A 23,596-nucleotide genomic window follows, 5' to 3' on the forward strand; every position below is an offset into this window, starting at 1 on the left:
CAAAGCGGGTGTAGCACAAAGAGATCGTGGTCACGAAGGGAAGAAATAGCGGCGTAAAGGTAGAAAAATCGCTCTTCTAACCCCATGTATGGAGCATTGACTTCAATAAGAGATTCAACGGATGAGCCAAGCTATCTGTAAATTGATCGCACAGGAACTGAATGTGCGTGCAGAGCAGGTAACTGCTGCTGTAAACCTAATTGATGATGGCAACACGGTGCCATTTATTGCGCGTTACCGTAAAGAGGTGACAGGTGGTTTAGATGATACTCAACTGCGTAATCTAGACAGTCGTCTATCGTACCTGCGTGAGCTTGATGATCGCCGCCAAACCATTCTTAAATCGATTCAAGATCAGGGCAAACTGACGGCTGAACTTGAGCAAGAGATTCAGCAAGCAGATAGTAAAACTCGTCTAGAAGATCTGTACCTGCCATACAAACCTAAGCGTCGCACTAAGGGGCAAATTGCCATTGAAGCAGGGCTTGAGCCACTGGCAGATAAGCTGTGGAATGAACCTCAAACTGAGCCAGAAAGCGAAGCTGCGCAGTATATCGATGCAGATAAAGGTATCGCAGATAGTAAAGCCGCTTTAGATGGTGCGCGTGCGATCGTGATGGAGCGTATCGCAGAAGATGCCAATCTATTGGACAAGATTCGTCGCCACTTAACACGTAACGCGGAGTTAGTGTCGAGTGTTGTTGCAGGCCAAGAGCACGCAGGTGAGAAGTTTAAAGATTACTTTGAGCATAATGAGCCACTTAGCAAAGTACCGTCTCACCGTGCGTTAGCTATGTTGCGTGGTCGTAACGAAGGCTTCCTAACTTTGGCAATGAATGCCGATCCTGAGCAAGCGGAAGGTGTTCGCCAGTCGTACTGTGAAACATTGATTGCCGATCATTACGGTATTTCATTGAGCCAAGCTCCGGCGGATGGTTGGCGTAAGCAAGTGATCAGTTGGGCATGGCGTATCAAGGTGTCAATGCACATGGAAACCGAATTGATGGGCGTATTGAAAGAGCGTGCTGAAATTGAAGCCATCGAAGTGTTTGCTACCAACTTAAAAGATTTGTTGATGGCTGCACCGGCAGGACCGCGTGCGACATTAGGCCTTGACCCGGGTCTGCGAACAGGCTCAAAGATCGCAGTCGTAGACTCGACTGGTAAGGTGTTAGCAACAGAGACTATTTACCCGCACCCGCCGCAGAATCAATACGATAAATCAGCCCAAGTAGTTGAGCAGATGGTGCGTAAATACAATGTTGATTTGATTGCGATTGGTAATGGTACCGCTTCACGTGAAACAGACAGCTTTGTGGCTGATGTGATTAAACGCGGCAACTTAAAAGCGCAGAAAATCATGGTGAGCGAAGCGGGGGCATCGGTGTACTCAGCCTCTGAACTGGCTGCGAACGAGTTCCCGAATTTAGACGTATCATTACGTGGTGCGGTTTCTATTGCTCGTCGTCTGCAAGACCCACTGGCTGAGCTGGTGAAAATTGACCCGAAATCCATTGGTGTGGGTCAGTACCAGCACGATGTGAGTCAATCCATGTTGGCTAAACGCCTTGATGCTGTTGTCGAAGATTGTGTAAACGCAGTGGGTGTAGATGTGAATACCGCTTCTCCAGCCCTACTGACACGGGTTGCGGGTCTATCTACCACCATCGCGCAAAACATCGTGACTTACCGAGATGAAAATGGTCGTTTTGAATCACGTACTACGTTGAAGAAAGTCGCGCGCTTGGGGCCAAAGGCTTATGAGCAGTGTGCTGGTTTCTTGCGTATTATGGATGGCAAAAACCCATTGGATGCGTCTTCGGTTCACCCTGAGGCTTACCCTGTGGTTAAAGCGATTGCAGAGAAAAGTGGCAAGCAGGTGAAAGCTCTGATTGGTGACTCTGTTTTCCTAAATGGTTTGCATGCTGTCGATTACACGGATGAAAACTTTGGTGTGCCAACGGTGACTGACATCATCAAAGAGCTAGACAAACCGGGTCGTGACCCGCGTCCTGAGTTTAAAACCGCGACATTTGCAGATGGCGTGAACAAAGTCAGTGACCTTGAAGTGGGGATGGTGCTAGAAGGTGTGGTTTCTAACGTGGCAAACTTTGGTGCTTTCGTGGATATCGGTGTTCACCAAGATGGCCTAGTACATATTTCGGCGCTCACTGATCGTTTTGTTTCTGATCCGCGTGAAGTGGTGAAAGCGGGCGACATCGTCAAAGTGAAAGTGATGGAAGTGGATGTGCAGCGTAAGCGTATTGCTTTATCCATGCGTTTGAAAGATGAGCCGGGACAAGATAACCGTTCGCAACGTGGTCAAACACAAAGCCGAAACAACGATCGTCCATCTCGTGCTCAAGGCCAACAGCGCCGCCGAGATGATGCTTCAAATAATGCGATGGGCGGTGCCTTTGCCGCTGCTTTTGCCAAAGCGAAACGCTAACCCTCGCCTCAATTAGAGCTGTTTGAATAGCTTGAAATAAAAAGCCCCGCTCATAGAGTGGGGCTTTTGTCTTTTCTGGATATTCACCTTTTATCCCAAGAGGATAAAGGGCGACTACAACACCGCAATGACTTCTGAAGGTGTGTTTGGCGCAGTGGCATGGCCGTAGTGAAACTTAATCACGACTCGTCGCTTTGCCATTTGACCTTCTGTTATCGCTGCATCGATTACGCGCTTAGGTAAACGAAACCGCATTGCGTAGCCTTTTCCTTGCTGGTCGCTGTAACTATCAATCGATAGCAACTTGAACAACCTATCCAAGGGGTTTTCTGGCGGGTCATGTTGAGATGCTTGAATTGCGTGCTCATCGTCGTCGCCATAACTTGGATGTTCAGACGGGTCCCACGCGGCATTCTTCCGCCTTTTATCGTCTGCGTTGATCTTACGTTCAGCATTGCTTTTGGCTAGTGCGACAGCGGGGACAATCGGCTCGCGAACTTTGTTGTCGCGGGCTGCTTGCTCCGTTTGCACATTAACCGATGGGGCGATAAGTGGCACACTCACATTGGTGGGTGACACGATCATAACCGAGACCTCCTCAGCACCGCCCACTGACATGGCTAATCGTTTTGTCAGTTGGTTATATTATCGACGGCGAGAGTCAAAAATTTAGCGCTTTATGCAAATAATTTGTTAATGCTTATTTCCAAACGTAATCACTTGCTGACAAAAGTCTTCTAATTCAGTCATAAACGGTGCATGAGAAGAGTTTTGGAAAATGTGCTTTTCACTGGTTGGCATTAACGAACTCACATCGTCTGCCACTTTAATAGGCACCAGACCATCTAATCGACCATACAAGCGCAGTGTCGGTGCCGAAACGGAAGACAACTGTTGACGAAGATCCACATCGGCCAACAAATTCAGCCCTTTGAGTAACGCTTCTTGATTGGGTGTTGGGCGCGATAAGACCGCTTTTTTGAGTATTTTTACGTCTTGGCGAGCCGATGGGCTACCCATGGCTTGCAGAGCCATGAAACGTTCGATAGTCAGTTGAAAATCTTCTACCAACTGAGCGGTGAATGCTTTTAATACTTTGGGTTGGATGCCGCGCCAAGGTCTTTGTTCGGCAAAACAAGGCGAGCTCGCCACGGTAATGAGGCCGCTGACTCTTTCTGGATGATGAAGTGCAATCTGTGAAGCCACTAACCCACCTAATGACCAACCAAGCCAGATGGCTTTGTCTGGTGCGTGAGCAAGTACTTGCTGAGTTAGATGTTCAAGATCACTAAAGCTGTGCTGGTGGCTATGACCGAAACCGGGCAGGTCAACCATGTGGACTCGATAATGCTGGCTAAGAATCTCTGCACTTTGTTGCCAAACCGCGCCATTCATTCCCCAGCCATGAATCAGCACTAAGTCTTGTTTTTGATGGTTTGGTTCTAATACTTGCCAGTATAAGCCTGTTTGCGTTGTCCCATTCTCTGCCACTTAAATCATCCTTTCGTCTGCGTAATGCTTCACACAATGAAGCAAACTCACTCATTAGGTCGAACATGTTAGCGCAATGGTGGCAGAAAAACAGGCTGAGACTGATTGCTCATACCTGTCAGGTGTGTGACAAACCGATACAGCAGCGAGAAGCCTATACAGGGCTACCTTGGCATGTGTGCGATGGCTGTTATGCAGAACTAACTGAGACTCCGAGGTGTCGGCGCTGCGGATTGCCTTCGGTTAGAGCCGTCGATCAATGTGGTGAGTGTTTACAAACCCCACCGCCGTGGCGCGCTTTGTATTGTGTGAGCGACTATCAACCTCCACTGTCGAGTTCTATCCATGCCTTAAAGCATGGCAGGCAAATTCAACAAGCCCGTTGGTTGGTGGATTGGTTTATGCCGCAAGTTGAAGCGGATTGTCAGTTAATCACTTGGGTTCCTCTGCATTGGCGGCGTCAATTGTGGCGCGGTTTTAATCAAAGCGAATGGTTGGCGCGTTATATAGCGCAATCAATGAACCTGCCTTGCGAAGGTGTATTTCGTCGGGTTAGAGCGACACCGGCTCAGCAAGGGCTTAACCGTCGACAAAGGCTGGTCAATATGCGCGATGCGTTTGTCTTAAATACAGCGCCTAAGTGGGATCGGATTGCGATTGTTGATGATGTGGTAACCACAGGCAGTACAGTGCATCATTTATGCAAATTACTGCTTGATGCTGGCGTAAAAAGCGTCGATATTTACTGCATATGCCGCACTCCTGACCTTGTTCACATGGCATCAAAATGATGAATTCTGCCTAAAGAACTAGATCTCAGAATTTTCAGGAGTAGAATGGTGAACAAATAGCCTACAAATTTACTCAGGTATTCGTCGTGTCAAATACAATTATTATTACTGAAAGCGCCCAGGAACACTTTGCCAAGTTGCTAGCTCAGCAACCAGAAGGCACTAACATTCGAGTGTTTGTGGTTAATCCAGGAACACAAAACGCTGAGTGTGGCGTTTCTTACTGCCCACCTGAAGCGGTTGAAGCTACTGATACTGAACTCGCATTCAGTGCATTTTCTGCTTATGTTGATGAGCTGAGCCTGCCGTTTTTGGAAGATGCAGAAATCGACTACGTGACAGATAAAATGGGTTCTCAACTAACGTTGAAAGCGCCAAACGCAAAAATGCGTAAAGTGGCAGACGATGCGCCGCTACTTGAGCGTGTAGAATACGCAATTCAAACTCAAGTTAACCCTCAGCTAGCAAGCCACGGTGGTCACGTAAACCTAGTGGAAATTACTGACGCAGGTGAAGCGATCGTTTCATTTGGTGGTGGTTGTAATGGCTGTTCAATGGTTGACGTAACACTGAAAGAAGGCATCGAGAAAGAGCTTCTTCAGCAGTTTGAAGGTGAGTTAACCGCCGTTCGTGACGCAACAGAACACGATCGCGGTGATCACTCTTACTACTAATCAGTGCTAGATTGATGAAGGGTTGGCTTAGGCCAGCCCTTTTTTATATCTCGTTTTGCCACTTCGTTACGAGGTTTGCTTTTCATTCGCGGCTTTTTTTTCATATATTAAATGAATCTATAGCTAAGTAGGAGCCAACAGTGACCAATAAAACACCACCAGAAATTCTGGATAAAAATACGGTTGCTCAATCACGTTTGTTTGCCATTGAAGCGATAGACCTTCGCTTTAGTAATGGCGAGCTACGTACCTATGAGCGCATGCGCCCAAGTGGTCGCCATGCGGTGATGATGGTTCCTGTTACAGAGCAAGGTGAGATTCTACTTGTAAAAGAATATGCCGCAGGCACTGAGCGTTATGAGCTTGGTTTTCCTAAAGGCTTAATTGATGAAGGCGAAACGCCGGAGCAAGCAGCCAACCGAGAGTTAAAAGAAGAGATTGGTTTTGGCGCGCATGATCTAACGTCGCTTAAGCAAGTGGTTTTAGCGCCCTCATATTTTTCAAGCAAGATGACTTTGTTCGTTGCTCAAGATTTGTACCCTGAACAACTGGAAGGGGATGAGCCTGAGCCCCTAGAGATTGTCCGTTGGCCTTTAGCACAAGCGGAAGAGTTGCTGACCCATCTCGATTTTAATGAAGCGCGGAGCATTACCGCATTGTTACTCGCTCTACGACATTTAAAACCATAATAAGAGTAGAGTAATCAAGGAACCATTATGCCTATAACAAAAGATTTATCTCACCATCTACCTGCAGTGATTGAAATTGCTCGCTCAGCCGGGCAATTGATTTTGGATATTTACCAAAAGAAAGAGTACGAAGAATTTACCAAAAGCGATGAGACGCCGGTGACTAGCGCTGATCTCGCGGCACATAAGTTCATTGTTGAAAAACTCTCTGAGTTGACGCCTGATATTCCGGTGCTTTCTGAAGAAGCCGCTGATATTAGTTTGGACAAGCGTGCACAATGGGATCGTTACTGGTTAGTCGACCCATTGGACGGCACACAAGAGTTTATTGCGCGTAGCGGTGACTTTGCCACCATCATTGCGCTTATTGAAAATCACAAGCCAGTGATGGGCGTGGTTTATGGCCCAGTCTCTGGGGTGACGTATTATGCTTATCAAGGAAAAGGCGCTTGGAAGATCCCTGATATGAGTGAGAGCGTTCGTATTACCACTCATCAACATCAAGGGCAGCAACACCCAATTGCGATTGCGATTAGCCGCCGCCAAGATATCAATCGAATCACGAGTCGCATGAGTACTGCATGGAACTACGATTTAGTGCCACTAGGCTCTGCGGCGCTAAAAGCATGTTTAGTTGCCGAAGGTGCAGTGGATTGTTATCTGCGTTTAGGCCCCACTGGTGAGTGGGATACCGCTGCAACGCAATGTATTGTGGAAGAAGCGGGAGGGCGTATTTTGAGCACCCAGTTAGAGCCGCTTTCTTACAATGAACGAGAAACCTTAGAGAACCCTAACTTTATTGTGCTTGGTGATGAGCAGTTACCATGGGGTGACATTCTGCAGATAAAAGATTAACGGTTTACTCCTTTACCTCGCATCGAAAAGCCAGCATCACGCTGGCTTTTTTGTATCTGCGATGAGTGATTGTGTAGCCAACATCGCTTTATTTCTTTGTAATAGGCAATCGAAAAACTGCGAAGACTTGTTTTCTATCACTGGGAAAATTGTCAAAACTCAGATTTTTAACGTGCATTGACGTTAGAGAAACTGCGAACATATTCACGTTTTTGTCGCTAATTGTTTACCAGGGAAGATTTGCTTTACCTTTTGCAGCAGAGCTTTTAACACTAAGTGCTTGATTGACCCTGAATGTGTAGTGATCTAGATCGCAACAATAACGTTAAAAAAACTTTTTAGATTTTGACGTGTTGCTTAAGTTTTTGATTTTATTGTTTTTATATTTTCTATTCCCCCTGCTGATTTGAAGCAGATCACTGATTTTGGTCGATTAATTTTACGCTTAAAAATAACTACTTATATTTTGACGTCATTGAAGTTTGATTTTTAGTTCAGCGCTTTTTTTGCTGATGACTAGGTAAGTGTTTTTAAGGGTAAGTAAGATGTTGAAACCAAGTTTGATCGCTGTTTCTGTTCTAGCAACTTTGGCCGGTTGCTCTTCTATTCAAAACTCTCAACAAGTAGTTAATACGCTCGCAGACAATTTGGATGTGAACTACGAAGTGTTAACTAACCACGGTGCTAACGAAGGTTTAGCGTGCCAGGATCTTGGTGCGGAATGGGCATCATGTAATAAAGTTCTGATGACGTTAGAAAACCAAGGTGAAGCAGTAAACAGTAAAGATTGGACGATTTACTTCCATAGTATTCGTCTCATTCTTGATGTAGATAACGACCAATTCAAAATCACTCGCGTAACGGGCGACCTACACAAACTGGAACCAACAGAAAAGTTTGATGGCTTTGCTGCGGGTGAGAAAGTAGAGATCCCATTGATTGGCGAATACTGGCAGTTATTTGAAACGGACTTTATGCCAGGCGCATTTGTTACCGCACCTGATGCCGAACCTAAGATGATCGCTTCATTGGATGTGCAAGACATGGCGTCAGTGGTTTCTGGTCTAGAAGGCGAAAAGCTAAAACGTACTCCGGGTGACAACAACGTGTTCGCAACAGCAGTCACTCGCTTTGAGAAAAACTCTGATCTGGCTCAGCAAGATGTATCAACAACACTTGTACCAACGCCACTACACGTTGAAGCAGGTCAGGGTAAAATCTCGGCAGCTCAAGGCATTGCACTACCAAGTGAACTTTTCTCGGCTGAGCAACTAACAGCACTAAACACTCGTGCAAACGTACTTGATATCGACCTAAATGGTGCGGTTAAGGTGAGCACATCAATTATTCCTACTGAATTCCCTGCAGAGCTAGGCAAAGCGGGGGCGTACGAGCTGAAAATCACTCAGCAAGGCATCGACATCAAAGGTTATGACCAAGCAGGTCTATTCTATGCAGTACAATCTGTGTTTGGTCTAATGGGTGAAGATGAAACACTACCAGAAATTTTAATTGTGGATGCTCCGCGTTTTGATTACCGCGGTGTGATGGTGGACGTAGCGCGTAACTTCCACACGAAAGACGCAATTCTAGCGACGCTAGACCAAATGGCAGCGTACAAACTGAACAAGCTACACCTTCACCTAACGGATGATGAAGGTTGGCGTTTAGAAATTCCAGGCTTACCTGAGTTAACAGACGTCGGCGGCCAGCGTTGTTTTGACCTTGATGAACAAAACTGTCTGCTACCTCAGTTAGGCTCTGGTCCATCTACTGACAATTTCGGCTCAGGCTACTTTAGCAAAGCGGATTACGTTGAAATCCTAAAATACGCTAAAGCTCGCCATATTGAAGTGATTCCAGAAATCGACATGCCAGCGCACGCTCGTGCAGCAATCATCTCGATGGAAGCGCGTTACGATCGCCTAATGGCGGCGGGTGATGAAGCGGGTGCGAATGAGTACCGTCTGACTGACCCACAAGATACGTCAAACGTAACCACGATTCAGTTCTACGATAAGCACAGCTTTGTAAACCCATGTCAGGAATCATCATCGCGCTTTGTTGATAAAGTGATTTCAGAAGTGGCAGCAATGCACAACGAAGCGGGTATGCCGCTAACAACTTGGCACTTCGGCGGTGACGAAGCGAAGAACATCAAGTTAGGCGCAGGTTTCCAAGACAACAATGCCGCTGATCCAGTGGCGTGGAAAGGTAACATCGACCTAAGCAAACAAGACAAGCCATTTGCAAAATCACCTCAATGTCAGGCGTTAGTGGCTAACGGTACAGTGAACGACTTTGGCCAGCTGCCGGGTTACTTTGCTCAAGAAGTGTCTAAGATTGCGGTTAAGAATGGCATTCCTCACTTCCAAGCATGGCAAGACGGTCTTAAGTACATCGAGGGTGGTGCAGAAACATTTGCTTCTGAAGCGACTCGCGTGAACTTCTGGGATGTTCTTTATTGGGGCGGTACAGGTTCAGTATACGAGTGGGCGAAGAAAGGCTACGACGTAGTGGTATCTAACCCGGATTACGTATACATGGACATGCCATACGAAGTTGACCCGAAAGAGCGTGGCTACTACTGGGCAACACGTGCAACAGATACGCGTAAGATGTTTGGCTTTGCACCGGAAAACATGCCGCAGAACGCTGAAACATCGGTAGACCGTGACGGCAATGGCTTTACTGGTAAAGGCGAAGTTGAAGCTAAGCCATTCTACGGTCTGTCTGCGCAGCTTTGGTCTGAAACCGTTCGTACTGACGAGCAATATGAATACATGGTATTCCCACGTGTGCTAGCAGCGGCAGAGCGTGCATGGCACGAAGCAAGCTGGGAAAACGAGTACAAAGCAGGTGTTGAATATTCACTAGAGACTAATCTAGTCGATAAAGCAGCGCTTAACCAAGACTACAACCGCTTTGCGAACGTCCTTGGTCAACGTGAGTTAGCGAAACTGGAAAAAGCAGGTATTGATTACCGCCTACCAGTACCGGGTGCGAAAGTGGAAAATGGTCAACTAGCGATGAACAGCGCATTCCCAGGTGTTGAGCTGCAATACTCAGTAGACGGTGAAAACTGGCTAACTTATGCGGATGACCAGCGTCCAGCAGTGACTGGTGAAGTCTTCATTCGCTCTATCTCTGCAAGCGGTGAAAAAGCCAGCCGAGTAACATCAGTTAAATAATCTTACCACTGCCAAACGGCTAAGATTGAAACGAAAGACCCAGCTTAATCGCTGGGTCTTTTTTTGTTTTGATTGAATGAACTGTTTTGAACGGGAAGTTCGATTCACGAATTGATCGCTGAACTAAGCTTTGGAGTAAACGTCGCGCTCGCCTAGCCAACGGTCGATAATTGATGCTGCATTGGATGGGTAATTGTCGTGAATGTAGCGCGCTATGCGCTGAACTTCTGGGATAAGGCGCTGATCGCGAACTAGGTCGGCAATCTTAAAGTCGGCCATACCGGTTTGCTTAGTACCAAGCAGTTCACCCGGGCCACGAATTTCTAAGTCACGTTGGGCAATCACGAAGCCATCGTTACTTTCACGCAATACGCCTAAGCGCTTCTGAGCGGTTTTTGATAATGGAGAGTGATACAGCAACACACAGTGACTTGCGACGCTACCACGGCCTACACGGCCTCTTAATTGGTGTAATTGAGCAAGGCCGAGGCGTTCAGGGTTTTCAATGATCATTAAACTGGCATTGGGCACGTCGACACCTACTTCAATTACGGTAGTCGCAACTAACAAGTGCAGTTTGTTGTCTTTGAAATCCTGCATTACTGCTTGTTTCTCTGCCGGCTTCATTCGGCCATGAACCAAACCGATTTTCACATCCGGCAAGATGCGTTGCAGCTCTTCGGCGGTATCTGCGGCGGCTTGCGCCTCAAGCACTTCCGATTCATCGATTAAGGTACACACCCAGTAGGCTTGTTTGCCTTCATTGAGGCAGGCATTTCGAACTCGCTCGACAATATCATCGCGTTTTGTATCAGGAATGGCGACTGTTTGAATCGGCGTTCGCCCCGGTGGTAGTTCATCAATCACCGAGGTTTCTAAATCGGCATAAGCTGTCATGGCTAAAGTTCGGGGAATCGGTGTCGCTGTCATGATCAATTGATGTGGGTAAGCGCCTTGCTTGGCCCCTTTTTCTCGAAGCTCTAAACGCTGGTGGACACCAAAGCGGTGTTGTTCATCGATGATCACAAGGGCGAGATTATGAAATTCAACATGCTCTTGGAAGAGTGCATGGGTGCCTACCACCATTTTTGCTTCACCGCTTGCAATACGCGCCAGTTCCGCTTCTTTGGCCTTGCCTTTTAGCTTGCCAGCCAGCCAACCAACTTGAATGCCCATTTTCTCAAACCAGTTCGCAAAGTTGATGGCGTGCTGCTCAGCCAATAACTCAGTGGGGGCCATGAGTGCCACTTGATAGCCATGTTCGATGGCGCGTACAGCGGCCAAAGCGGCGACTAAGGTTTTACCCGAGCCGACATCTCCCTGCACTAGACGCATCATCGGGTGAGGCTTTACAAGGTCTTGCTCAATCTCTTTGACCACTCTTGCTTGTGCATTGGTGGGCGAGAAAGGCAGCTGCGCTAAGAGTTGCTGTTTAAGTGAGTCTACTTCTGCCAGTGGTAAGGCATTGTCTAGTTGGCCTTTACTGCGCACCGCTAACATTGACAGGTTTTGCGCGAGCAATTCTTCCATGATCAGACGGATCTGCGCCGGATGCTTGCCTTCATCAAACTGTTCCATATCCAAACTAGGTAGTGGGCGATGAATGGTGTGCAGTGCTTGGCCAAGGGTAATTTGGTGATCGTACAAACCGCTAGGTAATAACTCTTGCACTGCCGACTTATCGAGAAGCTGTAGTGCTTGCTCGGTTAGGTTACGTAAGGTGATTTGCCTTAGGCCATCGGTGGTTGGATACACCGGCGTTAAGGTTTGCTCAGTATCAGGCTTTTGTTCTGGAAAGTAAAACTTGTAATCGGGATGAATGATTTCTAAACCGATACCACCGCGTTTGATTTCCCCATAGGCATGAACGGTTTTGCCTTGAGCAAAATTGTTTTTCATCGCTGCGGTAAAGTTGAAAAAACGCAGGGTAATGGTGCCATTGCCATCACTGATCTTCACCGCCAGCATTTTGCGTTTACCGAAAATGGTATCAACGCTCATGACTTTGCCTTGTACCGCTGCCCATAAACCAGCATGCAGTTTTACGATAGGGTAAATTCGTGTGCGGTCTTCATAGCGCAGCGGAAGGTGAAAGAGTAAATCTTGGACGTTATTGAGGCCTACTTTCGCCAGTTTTTCTGCGACTTTTGCACCAACGCCAGTTAGTGAAGTGAGAGGAATAGCAGAAAGTAGTTGTGACATAGTGGTTTAGCCCAGCATGTTGGTTTATCTCGAATCTAGATAGTTAACCATTGGGCTGTGTTTTTGTACAGCAAATTCCGTTGATTCAACCTTTTGGGTTAACTTCGTTAGGTTAAGGACAAAAAAGGGCTAGCACATCATGCTAGCCCTTGTAATTACGCTTATTTCTTTTGCATCTCTTGCCACCAAGATTCGTCTGCAACGATTTGACCTTGCTCATCGAGTGGAGGGTAAGCCAGACCTTTGCGCTTAGCTACTTTCGCTAATACCGGATGGCCTCGTTCAAATAAAACTCGGTGAATAGATTCTTCTGGAATCGAGCTCTTTTCTTTGTCGTACATGCCCGCCGCTTCGCGCTGGCGCTGTGCTTCATACATGATGACAGCACTGGCAACGGAAACGTTCAAGGATTGCACCATGCCAATCATAGGAATGATGATGTCTTGATCGGCCAGTTGCTTCGCTTTTTCAGATGCCCCAATCTTTTCGCTACCAAGAATGATGGCAGTTGGCTTGGTGTAATCTATCTCGCGAAAGTCGACGGCGGTATCCGATAAGTTGGTCACTAAAACCTGCATACCTTGTGCTTTTAGCTCGCCAATCGCTTCTTCAATGGTGTCGTGCGTCTCTACCTCTACCCAGTTGCGAGCGCCTGCGGATGTGTGGCCTAGAGTACGCATTTCGTTTGGCCATACAGCGTGAATTTTATGGATGCCGGTCGCATCGGCAGTACGGATAACCGCAGAAACGTTGTTAGGCTTATGAACTTCTTCTAAACAAAAAGTCAGGTCGGTTTGGCGCGCTTTCAGTACTTGTTGAATGCGATTGTAACGTTCTAAATTCATTGGTGTCTTTCTTTAATCTTTGAAGGCTAGCTAAAAAGAAAAGCCCTTGAAGCGGGTTCAAGGGCTAGTTTTGTTCAGGATTGGCTTAGTTCTTACGACGGCGAACTTTCAAGGTATGCGGCATCGCTTTGATGCGGCGCATGATGCCAGCTAAATGAACGCGATCTTTGGTTGTGAGTAGCACAGTCACTGTGTACAAACGACCATCGCGCTCTTCTGTCGATAGGCCATGAATATTCGAGCCGGTCTTAGAAATCACGTTAGTCAGTTCAGCCAGAGCACCTTGACGGTTTTGGACATCGACTTTCAGCTCGGTGCTGAAATCTTGTTCGTAATCGTCTGACCATTCGACCGCCATGTATTTATCAGGTTCTTTCTGATAACCACGCACGTTCGGGCAGGTTTCACGGTGAACCACTAGGCCACGACCCGGAGAGACGTGAGCGATGATGTGATCATCCGGAATTGGGTGACAACAGTTAGCAAAGGTCAGCAAAATACCTTCCGCACCACGGATAGGTAGCTTCTTCTTCGGCTTGTCTGATTCTGCTTCCGTCACTTCTGTCAGTTCGTCTGCATCACCTAATAGACGGCGTGCGATGACGATACTCATTAGCTCGCCAAGGCCAATATCCGCTAACAGATCTTCAACCGTTGCGATCTTTAGTTCGCTCAGCACGTAGTCGACATTTTCTTGGTTGATGTCACCAAGGTTCTGATCGCCCAGTGCGTGGTTGAGCAGGCGGCGGCCAAGGGTAATCGACTCTTCACGGCGCATGGTTTTCAGTACTTGACGAATCTTAGTACGTGCGCGAGAAGTCACCACATAGTTTAGCCATGCTGCATTTGGTCGAGCGCCGGGTGCAGAGATAATCTCGATGGTTTGACCGTTTTTCAGCGCCTTACTTAATGGGTAAGGGTTACGATCAACACGAGCACCAACACAGGTGTTACCAACGTCAGTATGAACGGCGTAAGCGAAGTCTACCGCAGTAGCGCCCACTGGCAGTTCAACGATACGACCTTTTGGCGTGAAGACGTAAATCTCATCTGGGAACAGATCGGATTTTACGTTTTCAATGAATTCAAACGAGTTACCGGCACTTTGTTGTAGCTCTAGCAGGCTTTGCATCCAACGCTGAGCTTTTACTTGTGCGGTAGTACCTGTGCGCTCGCCATTGCCTTTGTAAGACCAATGCGCAGCCACACCTTTGTCCGCCATTTGATCCATATCTTCTGTACGGATCTGGACTTCAACAGGTACGCCGTGAGGGCCAACCATAGAAGTGTGAATAGATTGGTAGCCGTTGGCTTTTGGTACCGCAATGTAGTCTTTTACTCGGCCCGGACGTGGCTTATACAAGCTGTGAACTTGGCCAAGTACGCGATAACAGGTATCTGGTTCTTCAACGATGACACGGAATGCGTAGATATCCATGATGGTGTGGAAGCGCTGTTCCTTGGTTTTCATCTTGTTGTAGATAGAAAACAGGTTCTTTTCGCGTCCGACCACACGAGCCTTTAAGCCAACTTCTTCTAAGCGGCCTTCAATCTCGCTATGAATGCGCTGGATCATCTCTTTACGATTACCACGTGCAGCACGTACTACTTCTTTTAGTACGCGATAGCGGTTTGGATATAAGGCTTCAAAACCTAGCTCTTCGAGCTCTGTTTTGATGTTGTGGATACCAAGGCGGTGTGCCAAAGGAGAGTAAATTTCTAGGGTTTCACGGGCAATGCGACGTTTTTTGTCTGGGCGAAGTGCGCCTAGCGTTCGCATGTTGTGAGTTCGGTCAGCCAGCTTGATCAGGATAACGCGGATGTCTTGCACCATGGCAAGGACCATCTTACGAAAGTTCTCTGCTTGAGCTTCTTTGCGATCACGAAATTTAAGCTTATCCAGCTTAGATACACCATCCACCAATTCAGCCACGGTTGTGCCAAATTGTTCTTCGAGTTCTTCTTTAGTGACTTCAGTGTCTTCAATCACGTCGTGAAGAAGGGCTGCTTGCAAGGTCTCTATATCAAGGCGCATTTCAGCCAAGATACGAGCAACAGCTACAGGGTGGATAATATAAGGTTCACCGCTTGAGCGGGTTTGCCCTTCATGGGCATCTTTCGCTACCACAAAAGATTGACGCAGAGCCTCAATTTGAGGCTCTGGGAGGTATTCTTGGGCAACGTCTTTTAGGCTATCGAATAGATACAAACTTTAGGCCCGAAAAAGATTGTTGTGGAGAAGATCAGATTAGCGAGTGTGAGCGATGCTGCTTACTGCTGCTAGCTCTGCTGCTTCTTGCTCTTGTTGCTCTTGACGCTCACGTGCATCAAGGATCTCTTTAGTGATCAAACCTTCTTCGATTTCGCGTAGAGCGATAACCGTTGGTTTATCGTTCTCTTCTGGCACAAGTGAATCTTTACCGCCAGATTGCATTTGACGTGCGCGGCGAGCCGCAATCAGTACTAGGTCGAAACGGTTGCCAACTTTTTCAACAGCGTCTTGAACAGTTACGCGTGCCATGAGGACTCCAAATTAGTTAACTAAAATTTTGAATGACGAGAAATTATACAGGCTTCGGCCACTATATACTAGCGGCGAACTGCACTCATCGGTGTAATGGTGAAATTCAGGTTAGACCTTATTCCGCCAAAAGAGCATCAAGCATGCCTTTATATTTAGCAGTTTGCTTGTCTTGCTTCAATCTTTCTGCACGAATGATGGCTTTAAAGTCCATCAATGCAGTATCGAAGTCATCGTTCACGATAACGTAGTCATACTCGTTATAGTGAGAAATTTCTGATTTCGCTTCTGCCATGCGTTTAGCAATAACAGTTTCGCTATCTTGACCACGAGCGGTTAGACGGCGTTCTAGCTCACCGTTTGACGGTGGCAGAATGAAGATGCTTTGGGCTAGTGGCATTTGTTCGCGGATCTGACGCGCACCTTGCCAATCGATATCAAGGAAGACATCAATGCCTTTTTCAAGCATCTGCTCAATCCAAACGCGAGAGGTGCCGTAGTAGTTACCGAATACTTCGGCATACTCTAGGAATTCACCTTTCTCAATTAACTCTTCAAAATGCTCTTTTTGCACAAAGTGGTAATGCACACCATCTTGCTCACCTGGGCGCATGCCACGCGTAGTGTGCGATACAGATACCTTCATTGCGTAAGTTGGGTTCTTTTCCAACATCGCTGAGATCAGACTAGATTTTCCTGCGCCGCTTGGTGCAGAAACAATATAAAGAGTACCTTTGCCCATATGTACAATTCCACATTTGGTTGGATGGTTGCCGAGATGAAGAGTCGACCGTTTAAAGATAGCACTGACCAAGAAGTAACACGAAATGGTGATTTTTAGGTCAGAAAAATGGAGCGGAAGAGTATCACGATCTTAAGGATCTAAACAAGTAAAACGATATGAGAGCGTGCGGGTAAGGCGCTTTCATACGCAATAAGTAACTGGCTGAATATGTGATTAAACTGAAGATGGCGCTTTTTCGGTGCAGTTAGGTTTATTTTACTGGGTGAGAGCGAAAATCGTTGAAGTTTTACTCTAGATCTATACAATCCGCGCAAACGTTTACGTGCTGTATATGTCTAGAGTTATGGTCTAGTCGTTTCTACCATCAAGCCTATCTTGATGACTACAGTAACTTCTTGCTAAGAGCCTTTCTCTTTGTCTGTCTGCACGTGTATCCGTCAACCACCTATCAAGTTGTAAAGGTTACATTGTGAGTCTCGAATCAACCCTTAAAGCTCAGAAATCTTCTGGCGTTCTAGAGTCGGTCTTTAAGATCTCAGAACGAAAAACCACCGTCAGTACTGAATTGTATGCTGGCTTTATTACCTTCCTAGCCATGACTTACATTTTGGCCGTTAACCCAGCAATCTTGGGTGGCATTCCGGGCATGGACAAGGGCGCCGTGTTTACCGCGACGGCGATTTCTGCGGCGATTGCGACGCTGATTATGGGGATTTGGGGTAATTACCCAGTGATGCTTGCTCCGGGCATGAGCATGAACGGCTTCTTTAAAGGCATGCTGCTAAGTGGCTCGGTGGCTTTAGTATGGCACGAAGCACTTTTTGGTATCTTCCTTTCTGGTGTGCTGTATCTGATTCTCTCAATGACCAACATTCGTAAAGCGATGATCGAGTCGATTCCGGAAGATTTGAAATTAGCGATTACTGTTTCACTCGGTTTGTTTATCGCCTTTTTGGGTTTGAAGAACGCGGGCATCATCGTTTCTAACCCAATTATTTTGGTCAGTATGGGTAACATTGCTGATCCGAAGGTGATTATTGCTTACATCAGTATCTTTGTTGCGCTTGGCTGTATGGTTCGTGATATTAAGCTGGCGACGTTCATCTCTTTTGTTTCTGCGATTGTGCTGACTGTCCTAGCGGATATGTTCTTGGGCACAAACAATGCGCCGATTCCAGACCAGTTTATTTCAGCGCCGCCAAGCATGGCTGGCAGCTTTGGTGCCGTGTTTGATTTATCAGGTATTACGGCTGATAAGATGTTTGACTTACTGTTTATTGTTGTCATCTTCTTAATCGTCGATTTCTTTGATGGTTTAAGCACGATTGTCGGTGTTGGTCGTGATGCGGGCATCATTGATAAAGATGGCAAAGTGCCAAACGCGCGTTCTGCCCTAGTTGCTGATGCGGGCGGTACAGTGATTGGCTCTGTATTAGGTACCACTTCTATTACTGCTTTCTCTGAGTCGGGCATTGCTTCTTCACAAGGCGCGAAGACAGGCTTGGCAGCGGTAGTGGTTGCGGGTCTATTCCTTGTTTCTCTATTCTTGTATCCACTGTTCTCAATCTTCTCTGCGGCAATGGTTGCCCCTGCGATGGTGGTGGTTGGTATCTACATGATTGGCCGTCTTGGTCAGATTCAGTGGGAGCAAAAAGAGTCTCGCATTGCAGCCTTCTTCACCATTATGTTCACGGTACTGAGTTTCTCGCCAGCGAACGGTATGGCAATGGGCTTTATTAGCTACAGCTTCTCTATGGTTGTTGCAGGCAAGGGTAAAGAAGTACACCCAGTGATATACGCGCTGTCTGCAATCTTTATGACCTATTTAGTTTTGCTATAAAGAGATTAAGGTTTGCTCGATACAAAAAATCCCGCTTCAAGCGGGATTTTTTATGACCGAATAGCGATTATTCAATGTGGGCTGCTCACGAGAACATGCTGCTTCCAGAACGTATTGGTGTTGATTATTAAGTTGCCCTAAAGAATCAGCCATGCCAATGAACGCACGCCACTTAAATACTAGCTTAAAGAAACTATGATAGTGATCCTAGTAACCAAAGATTCACCAAGAGGATTGCTCGCTAGCAATCCCCTTTCGTTAAGTAACCAAAGTAACCACAAAACATCTGTGATCGTGTGATATCAGCAATTCTTTCACTCTGCAAGCACTCAAAAAATGTGAAAGATAGGAAGGTTACCGTCTGCTTTCACTGAGGTGAATACTCTGAATAATTGTTTCCTGGTTCTTAACGTATACTTGTTCACGGGTGTCTCTATATCCATTCTGAGTAGCCACTATTTTATAGTAACCAGAAGGTAAAAGCATGCCGGGTTTGTATGATATGCTGTGTCTTTTGCCATCTTTACCGAAATAAAGTTTTACTCTTCTACTACTGTAATAATTGGTGTAAGGAGTGATATCAAGAAAAAGAGAGCCACGGTTTTCCGGAAGAGCCGTTTGGTTTTTGAATACCTTATATTCATTTGTTGATTGGAATTCCTTAAACATTTCATAACTTAAATATCCACTATAAACATTAAGGACTTCAAAGTATTCCTGTTTTTTAATGAACTTATTTTTTATATCCACATAGACATTTTTTAAAGCTTTTGAATAATTATTACCAGTACCATCAAATAGTGCGCGCTCAGCGTAATAACTGTTGTATTCTTCAGACCACAAAGGAATTGAAGAAGGTCTGCTATTTCTATAATCAAAAAGCCTAACTTGCTCTATTAGATTACCAACTCCAAGTTCGTTTAACTTTGATGTGTGACCTGTGTGTAATATGTATGCTGAAAGAATAAAAACCGGTAGAACGGGGCTGTATAAGGCTCTTAGTTTTTTAATTCTTAAATGGGTAAAGATAGCAGTTATACAAAGGGATAGAGGTGCTACGAATGATACAAAAACAAAGAATGTTAGCGGTAACGCTAAAATACCAATTGTAAAGGCGTTAATTGGGTCAATTTCAAACGCATCTAAAACCCATAGGCAGTAAGTTAATGGGAAAGATAAAATAAAACCAACTACATAATGCCAAGAGTATCCTTTGACGCCAAAAGAAAGACCTGTATCAGCACTTTGGAGGTCCTTTTTATATAAAGATGCAATAAACCCAGCAATAAATATTGGTGATAGCATTAGATAAGGAGTTTCAAATATAATAAATTGTGAGATATCTATTACTTTACCGCCAAAAAAGAAACTAAATACTATGAATGCCAAAGCCAGAAATCCAGGAAGACCTGTTCCGTATCTAGTTTCTCTTCGTTTATCAACAACGCTACCAAGTTGATCATGTGTTGTTATTTCAACTTCCGATTTTATTTCCAAATCTTCCTCTGTAAACCGATTGAAGAATGAAAAGAAACCACTTACTGAGCGTAGTAAAAACATAACTCCTGCGATAAGAGGAACCGTAGATAAAGCTTTTATTCGATTCGGTTTCATACTTATATCCCTAATTAATCAAATTTAATTTCCTGTGCGAAAACCATAATTTACACTACACTCGTCACTAATTCAGCTATGAATTCAACTCAAGAGTTTAATGCGTGTTTCTCACGCATTATTTAATAGTCTATCTCCGGATGGGTCTTGATGATTATTGCTAAGGAACACCGTTATAGCAGTCCTTCGCTTCCATTTCTTTTCTGAACGTTTGAGTAAAATGCGGGAGCGTGCTCGAAATAAAAAGGACTATGATATCAATCTGATAGTGTTGGATTGTGCCATCAATGTTCACGATTCTAGATGAAACAAAGTGGAATAAGTATAAATAACAAGCAATAAAAAACCCATGTTAGACATGGGTTTAGAGTTGATGGAGAGTTTCCCTGAAACAGGGTGAAACATCATTCAATGTTCTGAATTTGTTCGCGCATCTGCTCGATAAGCACTTTTAGCTCGACGCCAGAAGCGGTGATGTCGGTGCTGATAGATTTAGACGCTAGAGTGTTCGACTCACGGTTGAACTCTTGCATCATGAAATCGAGACGACGACCAACAGCGCCACCTTTTTTCAGGATGTTGGTTGCTTCTTTCACGTGAGAGTCTAGACGGTCTAACTCTTCGGCTACATCTGATTTCTGTGCAAGTAAGATAAGCTCTTGTTCAACACGTGAAGCATCTAGTTCGATTTTCGCTTCTTCAAACTTACCTAGTAGACGTTCGCGTTGCCACGTTAAGATTTCTGGCATACGAGCGCGTACTTTTACCACTTCTTCAGTAATCGCTGTTAGGCGCTGCTCAATCAGCGCTTTCATGTTGTCGCCTTCGCGGCCACGCGCTTCGATGAATTCGCTTAGCGCTGCATCAAAACCTGCCAGAAGGTCTTTGTTGATTGCATCCATATCTTGTTCTGGTGTTTCCATCACACCAGGCCATTGCATGATTTGGAATGGGTTAATGCGATTTTCGTCGCCAGTTAACGTCATGACTTGTTTAGCGGCATTGATTACTTGGTTTGCTAAGGTTTCATTTATTGAAAGGTCACCTTGAGCAGCAGGGTTGGCTTCAAAGCGTAAGTTACATTCTACTTTGCCGCGTGCTAGACGCTTGCGAAAACGCTCGCGTAGCACTGGTTCTAAGCCACGGAATTGCTCTGGCATGCGGAAGTAAGTTTCTAAGTAACGTTGGTTAACGCTGCGAATTTCCCATACGGCAGTGCCCCAATCAGCTTTGATCTCTTTACGAGCGTATGCCGTCATACTATAAATCATCGAATTTTCCTGTCTTTTAACTTTGCTGAAAATTAACCCGCAGATAGTAGCATAGTTCAGCTTTGATTTTTCAGCCGTTGAGATCAAATACACGACTCGCTACTGATGGAGTTTTCCGCTATAATCCTGCTCCAACCAAAAACGTCTCCCCTTCTATATAAGGTATGTGCCCATGCGTCCAAACGATCGCAAGGCGGATCAAGTTCGCCCAATCAAAATTACTCGTCAATACACAGCATATGCTGAAGGTTCTGTATTGGTTGAGTTCGGTAATACCAAGGTGTTGTGTAACGCAACAGTAGAAGAGAATGTGCCTCGCTGGCTTAAAGGTCAGGGCAAAGGCTGGGTGACGGCTGAATACGGCATGCTGCCACGTGCAACCCATTCGCGTACTCGTCGTGAAGCGGCAAGTGGTAAGCAAGGCGGCCGTACGATGGAAATTCAACGCCTGATCGCTCGTAGTCTGCGTGCTGTCGTGGATTTAAAAGCGATGGGTGAGTTTATGATTACGGTTGACTGTGACGTAATCCAAGCCGATGGCGGTACGCGTACTGCCTCTATTTCTGGTGCGAGTGTAGCGATGGCGGATGCATTCCAACATCTCATCGATAACGGCAAGCTTAAGAGCAACCCAATGAAAGGCCATGTAGCGGCAGTGTCAGTGGGTATTCTAGGTGAAGATGTGCTGTGTGACCTTGAGTATGTAGAAGACTCCGCAGCAGACACCGACATGAACGTTGTCATGACAGAAGATGGCCGAATGATTGAGGTGCAAGGCACTGCAGAAGGCGAACCGTTTAGCCATGCAGAATTGCTGAAGCTGCTTGAGTCGGCAAATAAAGGCATTGCAGAAATTGTCGCGGCGCAGAAAGCGGCATTAGAAAGTTGATTTTGATAGCTCCCAATTGGGGGCTATTTTTTTATTTTCTTTATAGATGGGTTTCACTGCGTTGTTAGTGAAAGGTTGTCTATCTAGGGAAATATTCGAGAGTTTATGTCATTTTTCTAGGAACCATGATTGGGAACTAGAAGCTAATTTAGAGAGAGAGTAATGAAAGCATACCAGCGTGAGTTTATTGAGTTTGCACTTGAGAAAGAAGTTCTAAAGTTTGGTGAGTTTACTTTAAAGTCTGGCCGTAAGAGCCCGTATTTCTTTAACGCTGGTCTTTTCAATACAGGCCGTGACCTAGCGCGTTTGGGTCGTTTCTATGCTGCAGCTTTGGCAGATTCTGGCATTGAGTTTGACGTGCTATTTGGCCCTGCATACAAAGGCATTCCAATTGCAACGACTACAGCGGTTGCGTTGGCTGACCATCATGACATTGACACGCCTTACTGTTTTAACCGCAAAGAAGCCAAAGACCACGGTGAAGGTGGCAACCTAGTCGGTAGCGCACTAGAAGGCCGCATTATGTTGGTGGATGATGTGATTACGGCAGGTACAGCAATCCGCGAATCGATGGAAATCATCAAAGCCAATGGTGCTGACCTTGCGGGTGTGTTGGTTGCTATTGATCGCCAAGAAAAAGGCAAAGGTGAGCTATCTGCGATTCAAGAAGTTGAACGTGACTTTGGCTGCGCTGTGATTTCAATTGTAAGCCTTGGCGACCTTGTGACTTACCTAGAAGAGAAAGGTAATTCAACAGAGCATTTAGAAGCTGTGAAAGCGTACCGCGCTCAGTACGGCATCTAAGTTCAACGCCTAGCGATTGAAAATACTCGGTTTGATATGAAAACCCCGCTTGCTTAAGCGGGGTTTTGTTTTTCGCTTGTTGAATGTGAACATTCCCTATTCTGCATTCGTTGCTGTTATTGAATTTGCGCGCTGAGCAGTTCCCAATATTGTTCAAAGTTTGCCGTTGGCTGATATTTAAAATCAGAACGAACAAAGCGATTTAAACTGCCTTCTACCTGACCCAACAACTGAGCAGAAAGAATGTTCTCATCAACTGGGAAAGATTTGCCTTCACGCAGTTTACGCTCACGTAAGATCTGGCGGATTGAGGTTTCAATGCGCTCGAATAATTGATTGATACGTTCACGTAGACGTTCGTTTTCAAACATTAACGCATGGCCAGAAAGAATACGCGTTAGCCCCGGGTTACGTTCTGAGAATGCGAGAATGAGTTGTAGCACTAAGCGGAGGCGAGTTAACGTATCTTTTTCTTCATCAAGAATGCGGTTGATGCGTGACATCAATGATTCTTCAATAAACTCGATCAGCCCTTCAAACATACGTGCTTTACTTGGGAAATGACGATAAAGCGCCGCTTCTGATACACCCACCTGTTTTGCCAGTTTGGCAGTAGTGATGCGTGAAGCACCGTCGTTAGACTCTAGCATTTGCGCTAGGGCTTGTAAGATTTCTTCTCGGCGATTTGTTTTTCTTGTTCCAGCCATGAACGATTCCTTTTGTTA

Annotated in this window: 19 protein-coding genes and 1 riboswitch; of the genes, 9 read left to right on the forward strand and 10 right to left on the reverse strand. The window is 45.8% G+C overall.

The annotated features are described in order from the left end of the window. The first annotated feature begins 121 nt into the window (after window positions 1–121). Entirely contained in the window at window positions 122–2,449 is a 2,328-nt protein-coding gene (locus OH461_RS13220) for a Tex family protein (RefSeq protein ID WP_270021077.1), read from the forward strand. Window positions 2,450–2,563: 114 nt separating this feature from the next. Here OH461_RS13220 and OH461_RS13225 read toward each other — a convergent pair whose 3' ends face one another. Next, on the reverse strand, window positions 2,564–3,034 hold the full coding sequence (locus OH461_RS13225) for an ATP-dependent Lon protease (RefSeq protein WP_270021078.1): 471 nt from the start codon (window positions 3,032–3,034) through the stop codon (window positions 2,564–2,566). A 108-nt stretch (window positions 3,035–3,142) separates the two neighbouring features. After that, window positions 3,143–3,940: a pimeloyl-ACP methyl ester esterase BioH gene (bioH, locus tag OH461_RS13230; RefSeq protein WP_443088462.1), complete on the reverse strand. Its 798-nt coding sequence runs from the start codon at window positions 3,938–3,940 to the stop codon at window positions 3,143–3,145. A gap of 65 nt (window positions 3,941–4,005) precedes the next feature. Between bioH and OH461_RS13235 the strand changes: the two genes are divergently transcribed. The 5 genes from OH461_RS13235 (at window position 4,006) to OH461_RS13255 (ending at window position 10,140) form a co-directional block, all read left to right on the forward strand. After that, a complete protein-coding gene (locus tag OH461_RS13235; RefSeq protein WP_270021079.1) occupies window positions 4,006–4,731 on the forward strand; it encodes a ComF family protein in 726 nt (241 codons plus the stop codon). Between the two features lie 86 nt (window positions 4,732–4,817). Then, window positions 4,818–5,405 carry a Fe-S biogenesis protein NfuA gene (gene nfuA / locus OH461_RS13240; RefSeq protein ID WP_270021080.1) on the forward strand — a complete coding sequence of 196 codons (588 nt, stop codon included), beginning with the start codon at window positions 4,818–4,820 and terminating at the stop codon, window positions 5,403–5,405. 140 nt (window positions 5,406–5,545) lie between these two features. Beyond that, window positions 5,546–6,094 carry an ADP compounds hydrolase NudE gene (nudE, locus tag OH461_RS13245; protein ID WP_270021081.1) on the forward strand — a complete coding sequence of 183 codons (549 nt, stop codon included), beginning with the start codon at window positions 5,546–5,548 and terminating at the stop codon, window positions 6,092–6,094. Window positions 6,095–6,121: 27 nt separating this feature from the next. After that, the gene (cysQ, locus tag OH461_RS13250) at window positions 6,122–6,949 is read left to right on the forward strand and encodes a 3'(2'),5'-bisphosphate nucleotidase CysQ (protein ID WP_270021082.1); all 828 of its coding nucleotides are present in this window, start codon (window positions 6,122–6,124) and stop codon (window positions 6,947–6,949) included. A gap of 545 nt (window positions 6,950–7,494) precedes the next feature. After that, complete coding sequence (locus OH461_RS13255) at window positions 7,495–10,140, forward strand: beta-N-acetylhexosaminidase (protein WP_270021083.1); 2,646 nt, start codon at window positions 7,495–7,497, stop codon at window positions 10,138–10,140. 123 nt (window positions 10,141–10,263) lie between these two features. Here the strand turns inward: OH461_RS13255 and recG are convergent, their stop codons facing one another. The 5 genes from recG to gmk form a co-directional block, all read right to left on the reverse strand. Continuing rightward, window positions 10,264–12,342: an ATP-dependent DNA helicase RecG gene (gene recG, locus OH461_RS13260; protein WP_270021084.1), complete on the reverse strand. Its 2,079-nt coding sequence runs from the start codon at window positions 12,340–12,342 to the stop codon at window positions 10,264–10,266. Between the two features lie 161 nt (window positions 12,343–12,503). Beyond that, on the reverse strand, window positions 12,504–13,187 hold the full coding sequence (trmH, locus tag OH461_RS13265; protein WP_270021085.1) for a tRNA (guanosine(18)-2'-O)-methyltransferase TrmH: 684 nt from the start codon (window positions 13,185–13,187) through the stop codon (window positions 12,504–12,506). 85 nt (window positions 13,188–13,272) lie between these two features. Next, on the reverse strand, window positions 13,273–15,396 hold the full coding sequence (gene spoT, locus OH461_RS13270) for a bifunctional GTP diphosphokinase/guanosine-3',5'-bis pyrophosphate 3'-pyrophosphohydrolase (RefSeq protein ID WP_270021086.1): 2,124 nt from the start codon (window positions 15,394–15,396) through the stop codon (window positions 13,273–13,275). Between the two features lie 39 nt (window positions 15,397–15,435). Then, window positions 15,436–15,708, reverse strand: coding sequence for a DNA-directed RNA polymerase subunit omega (gene rpoZ, locus OH461_RS13275; protein ID WP_260260118.1), 273 nt, complete (start codon window positions 15,706–15,708; stop codon window positions 15,436–15,438). A 118-nt stretch (window positions 15,709–15,826) separates the two neighbouring features. Next, the gene (gmk, locus tag OH461_RS13280; protein WP_270021087.1) at window positions 15,827–16,450 is read right to left on the reverse strand and encodes a guanylate kinase; all 624 of its coding nucleotides are present in this window, start codon (window positions 16,448–16,450) and stop codon (window positions 15,827–15,829) included. Between the two features lie 308 nt (window positions 16,451–16,758). Continuing rightward, a riboswitch (purine riboswitch) is annotated at window positions 16,759–16,858 on the forward strand. A 64-nt stretch (window positions 16,859–16,922) separates the two neighbouring features. Here gmk and OH461_RS13285 point away from each other — a divergent pair. Next, the gene (locus OH461_RS13285; RefSeq protein WP_270021088.1) at window positions 16,923–18,293 is read left to right on the forward strand and encodes an NCS2 family permease; all 1,371 of its coding nucleotides are present in this window, start codon (window positions 16,923–16,925) and stop codon (window positions 18,291–18,293) included. Window positions 18,294–18,647: 354 nt separating this feature from the next. On the opposite strand, the gene OH461_RS13290 is transcribed toward OH461_RS13285, so the two are convergent. Both OH461_RS13290 and OH461_RS13295 read right to left on the reverse strand, forming a co-directional pair. Continuing rightward, on the reverse strand, window positions 18,648–19,907 hold the full coding sequence (locus OH461_RS13290) for a hypothetical protein (RefSeq protein ID WP_270021089.1): 1,260 nt from the start codon (window positions 19,905–19,907) through the stop codon (window positions 18,648–18,650). A 404-nt stretch (window positions 19,908–20,311) separates the two neighbouring features. Beyond that, on the reverse strand, window positions 20,312–21,178 hold the full coding sequence (locus tag OH461_RS13295) for a YicC/YloC family endoribonuclease (RefSeq protein WP_270021090.1): 867 nt from the start codon (window positions 21,176–21,178) through the stop codon (window positions 20,312–20,314). 172 nt (window positions 21,179–21,350) lie between these two features. Between OH461_RS13295 and rph the strand changes: the two genes are divergently transcribed. Both rph and pyrE read left to right on the forward strand, forming a co-directional pair. Further along, complete coding sequence (gene rph / locus OH461_RS13300; protein WP_270021091.1) at window positions 21,351–22,067, forward strand: ribonuclease PH; 717 nt, start codon at window positions 21,351–21,353, stop codon at window positions 22,065–22,067. A gap of 162 nt (window positions 22,068–22,229) precedes the next feature. Further along, window positions 22,230–22,871 carry an orotate phosphoribosyltransferase gene (pyrE, locus tag OH461_RS13305; protein WP_270021092.1) on the forward strand — a complete coding sequence of 214 codons (642 nt, stop codon included), beginning with the start codon at window positions 22,230–22,232 and terminating at the stop codon, window positions 22,869–22,871. Window positions 22,872–22,987: 116 nt separating this feature from the next. On the opposite strand, the gene slmA is transcribed toward pyrE, so the two are convergent. Beyond that, window positions 22,988–23,578: a nucleoid occlusion factor SlmA gene (gene slmA / locus OH461_RS13310; RefSeq protein WP_270021093.1), complete on the reverse strand. Its 591-nt coding sequence runs from the start codon at window positions 23,576–23,578 to the stop codon at window positions 22,988–22,990. Window positions 23,579–23,596 lie beyond the last annotated feature (18 nt).

This window comes from Vibrio sp. LaRot3, from assembly GCF_027587025.1.
Taxonomy (GTDB): domain Bacteria; phylum Pseudomonadota; class Gammaproteobacteria; order Enterobacterales; family Vibrionaceae; genus Vibrio.